This window comes from Megasphaera sp. AF13-6AC (assembly GCF_027685385.1).
Taxonomy (GTDB): domain Bacteria; phylum Bacillota; class Negativicutes; order Veillonellales; family Megasphaeraceae; genus Megasphaera; species Megasphaera micronuciformis.
This window is the reverse complement of the sequence record NZ_JAQCUN010000086.1, coordinates 1-5,704: the sequence shown is the minus strand read 5'-3', so window position 1 is coordinate 5,704 and position 5,704 is coordinate 1. Positions and strand designations below refer to the sequence as shown.

Annotated in this window: 4 protein-coding genes and 1 pseudogene; all 5 read right to left on the bottom strand. The window is 45.1% G+C overall.

The features are described from left to right. The coding region (locus PGX78_RS05775) for a glutamate--tRNA ligase family protein (protein WP_270445847.1) at positions 1-117 on the bottom strand (117 nt) is incomplete at its 3' end. Positions 118-123: 6 nt separating this feature from the next. After that, positions 124-3,054 (bottom strand): insulinase family protein, encoded by a 2,931-nt coding sequence (locus PGX78_RS05770; protein ID WP_270445846.1) that lies wholly within the window; start codon positions 3,052-3,054, stop codon positions 124-126. Continuing rightward, the gene (locus tag PGX78_RS05765; RefSeq protein WP_270445845.1) at positions 3,051-3,710 is read right to left on the bottom strand and encodes an HAD hydrolase-like protein; all 660 of its coding nucleotides are present in this window, start codon (positions 3,708-3,710) and stop codon (positions 3,051-3,053) included. The genes PGX78_RS05770 and PGX78_RS05765 overlap by 4 nt, the downstream gene beginning before the upstream one ends. 147 nt (positions 3,711-3,857) lie before the next feature. Further along, a complete protein-coding gene (locus PGX78_RS05760; RefSeq protein ID WP_270445844.1) occupies positions 3,858-4,811 on the bottom strand; it encodes a lactate/malate family dehydrogenase in 954 nt (317 codons plus the stop codon). A gap of 746 nt (positions 4,812-5,557) precedes the next feature. Further along, positions 5,558-5,704, bottom strand: a pseudogene (locus PGX78_RS05755) (GTP-binding protein TypA); the annotation flags it as partial.

Genomic DNA, 5,704 nt, shown 5'->3' with positions numbered 1-5,704 from the left:
AATGCGAAGGATCAGAGTTCCCTCAGCTTGTCTCGTCTGCAACCAACAAAGAAGAGCCGTCCAAACATTGCCCAAGTGCAAATATCCCGTGGGGCTGGGAGCAAATCGACTGCGCATACCCGCCTACTTCGGTAAGGATACAGTGTCATCAAAGAAACGACCTTCTTCTTTGATTTTTCTTTCACTGCCCATAACACAAAGATTGTTATCGTTCATAACGGCTTTAACAACAGGGGCCAAATCCCGAATATCGCCGGCTGTCGTATTCAGAAGCTGATCACGACGTTCCTGTCGTTTCGCCTTAGTCGCCTTCGCAAAATAAATACCCAGAGCCAATCCCGTTCTGAGTTGCGGTGTCAAAGGCGTATCGATGCGACTGAGCGTGCCGATAACGTACTTTGTCATCTCCCGTTCGGGAATATCGAAGCTTTCCAGATAAGACGGTAAGTCATCATAAGCCTGTATCGTTTTAGCCAGATTCGGGTCTCTGTATGAGCAGAAAACGAGGTCACCGTTCGGCGAAAAGCGTGTGTGAGCCCCGTAAGCCCCGCCTTGGACACGAACCTTTATCCATAAGTATTCATACTGAAGGATGGTCGTCAAGACGGACATGGCTCCCGTATACTCGAAACCGTGCTTACGGAAGTTACCACCCTTAGCCACATACTGCACCTTACCGCCCGTCATGATTCCTTCATTTCGACGCTGTAAATCAAAGTTGAATAACAGAGTTCCCTTTTCGCCTTCGGGCATAGCCTCAAGCCATAAAGGCAATACTTTTTTCAAAGCCTCTTTTTCTGCAGCTTCGCCTGTAACGGATACGGTTAAACGCGCCTTTACGAAGAGCTTTTTCGCCACATCCTTCAATCGGTTTCCTACCGTGTCACCGTCTTTGCGAATCGTCTTGGCAATATCCGCCAAAAAACGATAATATGACAATTCGCCGGCTTCGTCAAAGGCTGCCTGCTGCGATACATACGACAACAGTCTTTTCGTAACCAAGGTTTGACCGTTACGGAATGCATCCGTATCCCAGCCCGTCTTTTCTTCTTCTATCAATTCCGCCAGCCGAGTTCCCCTGCTAAATACCGATTTTTCCGTAATTTCTTCAAGTAAAGCCATGACCTTGTCCGTATTACGTGTCAGTGCCTTAGCCTTAATTCTGAAGAAGGGACGATACGAATTGTCCGCTTCCGAAGAAATGGACTGAATACCGTAGGAAATACCGCCGGTATACAAGTCGATTAGAGATGCCAGTTCAATATAATCGTGGTTTTCCGTATCCAAATCTCCGATCATGTCCGCCAACAGATAAATGTACGGCAAATCAACCTCGGAAAATCCTGTCAAATCGTAAAAAAGATTAATGTACGTAATGCCGTTCGTCTTATCTTCCACATAGCAAAGATCGACGTCTTTCACCTTTTCCACTTCCGGCTCGACAAAATCGACGTCCCTTGTCAAATCCGTTCTCGACAAGGTAGGAATGGTGGCCAGGGCTTCCGGCGAATCCGGTGCTTCCTGACGTTTTTTCAAGGCTTTCGTATCATCTATAATCTTCTGCAATTCTTCATCACTTAAAGACTTTTTATATGCCGCTAAGGCCTGAGCCGTAGCCTCTTCCTTCTTCTCCGTCAGCCCCTTTTCGGGAACAAGAGAAATTAAGGCATAATAAGGATTGTCGAGAATGTATGTCTGAATAATTTTTTCATAATAATCCGTTTCAATGCCGGCACGCAATACCTTGAGACTCTCTTCATAACGCAAGGCTTCCTCGGGCGCACGACCGTAAAGCCAAGTATCCATGCAGCGAATACCGTAAATAAGGCCTTTAGGACGGCCTGCAAAGTCGGCTTCACGCAAAGAAAACTCCAAACGATTCAAGGCCCCTGTCAAGAGGGTTTTATCAATCCCCTTTGCCACAACTTCTTTAAAATAATTGTGCAGCAAAGGCAAAATCTTCTCTTGCGCATCTTGCTCGGAACCGTTAATCGTAATTCCCCATAAAGGTTGTAAAATCCCGTCTTGAAAATCACCGGAAATATCCTTGCCCAAGCCTTCGTCAATAAAAAGTTTTTTCAAAGGAGCCGCCGGCGATGCGAGATATACATAGGTCAGGACCTTAAGGGCCAATCCCAGAGTCGTATCGATAGCATCGTCAATGACATATGTCAAAGAATGCATGGTCTTCTGGTCCGTACTTTCATCGGAACCGATACCGTATGAATAGGTCTTTACCGTACTTCCCGGGCAAGGCTGAACGGCAATATCCGTATGCACGTCTTCAGCCGTAAAGGACGATAAGTATTCACTGTCAATAAATGCGAGCGTATCGTCAATATCCAAGTCGCCGTACAGGAAGAAATAACTGTTCGACGGGTGATAATACCGCTTATGGAAGGCCACGAATTCTTCTTGTGTAAGTTGCGGAATATCATCCGGGTCACCGCCCGATTCGACACCGTATGTAGTCTGCGGGAAAAGATGAGACATGACCTTGCGATCCAACTGGGAATCGGGCGAAGAGAAAACCCCCTTCATTTCATTGTAAACGACGCCACTGTACGTCAACGGCCCGTTCTTTTCTTCCAGCTCGTAATGCCAGCCTTCTTGTTGCAAAATCTGCGGGTCCTTTAAAAAATTCGGAAAAAAGACGGCATCCAAATAGACATCCATCAAATTTCTGAAATCGATGGCATTGCGACTGGCCACGGGATACATGGTCTTGTCGGGAAAGGTCATGGCATTCAAAAAGGTATTGAGCGACCCTTTAACCAATTCGACAAACGGCTCTTTCAAGGGGAATTTCCGTGACCCGCACAAGGTCGAATGTTCACAAATGTGGGGTACACCCGTACTGTTGTCCGGTGTCGTACGGAAGGACACGGAAAAAACCTTGTTGTCATCATCATTAGCCAAGTATAAAAGTTTGGCCCCCGACTGTACGTGAGTCATAACATACGAGGTACTCTGCACTTCTTCTACATACTGAACGGAATCGACACGAAATCCCGAACGAATCGTGCCCACATCGAACTTCTTCTCTTTTATCATTCTTGGTCTCCTTCTCCGAGTAATATATTTCTTAATTCCTTTACATCACATGCATAATAACGGGGAGGAAATTCCGCCCGTTCCGCATCATTTCCGTAACCGTAACCGACGCCGATGCAGGGTACCCCGCACGTTTTCGCACCGATGACGTCAAACTTCCGATCCCCTACCATAACCGCCTGTCGCCGTTCTTCAGCCGTTAAAGCGTCCAGAACGGAAGCCATAATTTTCGCCTTATCCTCAAGGCCTCCCAAAACAGCCCCGGAAATCTTCGTAATATACTGTCTCATGCCGAAATGCTCGCAAATAGATTCTGCGTGAATCTGCGGCTTCGACGTAGCCACATACGCCCGTATTCCCTGAGCTTGCAAGTCATGTAATAAGTCGACAATGCCGGCATAAGGCTCGTTTTCAAAAAGCCCTACCGTACCGTATCGTTCCTGAAAATAATCGTACAAACGCCGAGCTTTGTCTGTTGAAAATCCGTACGTATGCGTAAATGTATACATGAGCGGCGGACCGATTACAACTTCCTGACGTAGTCTGTCTACCGTAGATTCTCCTTCTCGATTTAAGGCATACTCAACAGACCTCAAAATCCCTACATGAGACCGGGTCAACGTACCGTCTAAATCGAATAATACATGCTTAAACATAAACTCCTCCTACCATTTCCGCATGTAATATCATACCATTTCACTCGCCTTTTAGCAAAAACAGCCGATAAACAGAAAAAGAGACCTCCTGCAAAACAGACGGTCTCTTTTTTCCCGTATATAAGAACATATAAAAATATATCTCGCTTATTTAGCCAATAAAGCGTCGGCCTTAGCAATGTTGTCACGTATCTTCTGGCAACATTCTTTAAAGTTTTTCAATTCTTCAGCCGTTAAATTGTATTCCATAACCTGTTCTACGCCGTTTTCTCCGATAACGGCAGGTACACCGGCATAAATACCCGTTTCTCCGTATTGGCCGTCCAATTCGACACTGGCCGCCATAATCCCCTTTTCATCATGAAGAATAGCTTCAGCCATGCGTACGGCCGTAGAAGCAATGCCGTATTCAGTACAACGCTTGCCCATAAAGGTATACCAACCGCCCTTAATAGCACGTTCTTGAAGTTCTGCCTTATCAAAACGGAAGCGTTCATCATGTTCAGCCAATTCTTCAAAAGGTTGACCGGCAAATTTAACAAGAGACCAGGGAGTCATTTGAGAATTGCCGTGTTCTCCGAACATGAAGGCCGTGAAAGAATGATGATCAATCCCCGTCTGCTGAGAAATAGCACTAACCAGACGAGACGTATCAAGACCTGTACCTGTACCCATAACCTTGTGAGACGGCAATCCGCTCTTTTCGCGAATCAGATGAGTAACAACATCGCACGGATTGGTAATATTAATGAAATAACCGTCAAATCCTCCCTTCATAATCTTGGGAATATAATCGGCTACACCCGGTACGGTAAATCCCATTTCATCATCACGACTGCCCGTCGCACACAATTCAACCTTTCCCATGGCATTAATGATAATGTCGCAATCACCCAATTCTTCATACTTTGCAATCACATAATCTACATGATGCGGCATGAAAAGGACGGCATCCATCAAATCCTGACGTTCGCTGATAGCCTTCTGTTCATTTATATCGCAAATTTTAACTACATCGGCGGCACCTCGCACGCCCAACACAAAAGCTACATGAGCACCTACATGACCCATTCCGACTACACCGATAATTCTTTTTTTCATGATAAGTCCCCCTAATCCGATTAATATTCATGAAGTACTTTTTTATCATACCACCATTGAGCCGCTCTGTCATATGCACAGTTCCCCGTTTTTTATGCGAATGTTATAATTTACTTAATATCTCTATGACATCCACACGAAAGGACACTGTATGAAACAATACGTATTTACGGCAGGAAGTGAAAAATCGGAAATACTCACAGCCCTGACCTTACCGTTCTGTTTCGGTCTGAACATATTACTTATAAACTTATTCCTGTTTTACCTGCCGGCACACAAAACACTGCCCGGACAGACTGTCCTATACATATTTCTTACGATTTTTGCAGTATACACCGCTTGGTACTTGGTAAAGAAGATACAATGGGCATTATTGAAAACATACACGGTTGAACTGAACGACCGAATCGTCACGATTCGAAACAACGCAACTGTACTGTTAAGCGGTCCCCTTCAAAGCTGTCAGCTGCATTATAGCCCTCAAAAACGAATTTCCTGCCTGAAGCTGACAATCCGTACGGATGAGCAGGCGATAACCTTTATAGGCAGAAATAAATCATTTACAACTATAAAAGGTACAAAAAGCCTCAATATCTTCGGTACCTGTACAACGGCAGATATAAATACACTCTGCGAGCTGGGCCGAGACTTACAAATGTTATGTAAAAAAGACAGTCCTCTATAAGCAAAGACATTCGCCACCATACTTAAAAAGAGTTACGACCGAAGTCGTAACTCTTTTTTGCTTATCCTTTTTTAGCCGCTTTCTTGCGGTCGTGTTTATCCAAAATAGCCTTACGCAACCGAATGCTTTTCGGTGTAACTTCTACGAGTTCGTCGTCATTAATCCATTCCAAGGCCTGTTCCAAACTCATGATGCGAGGCGGCACGAG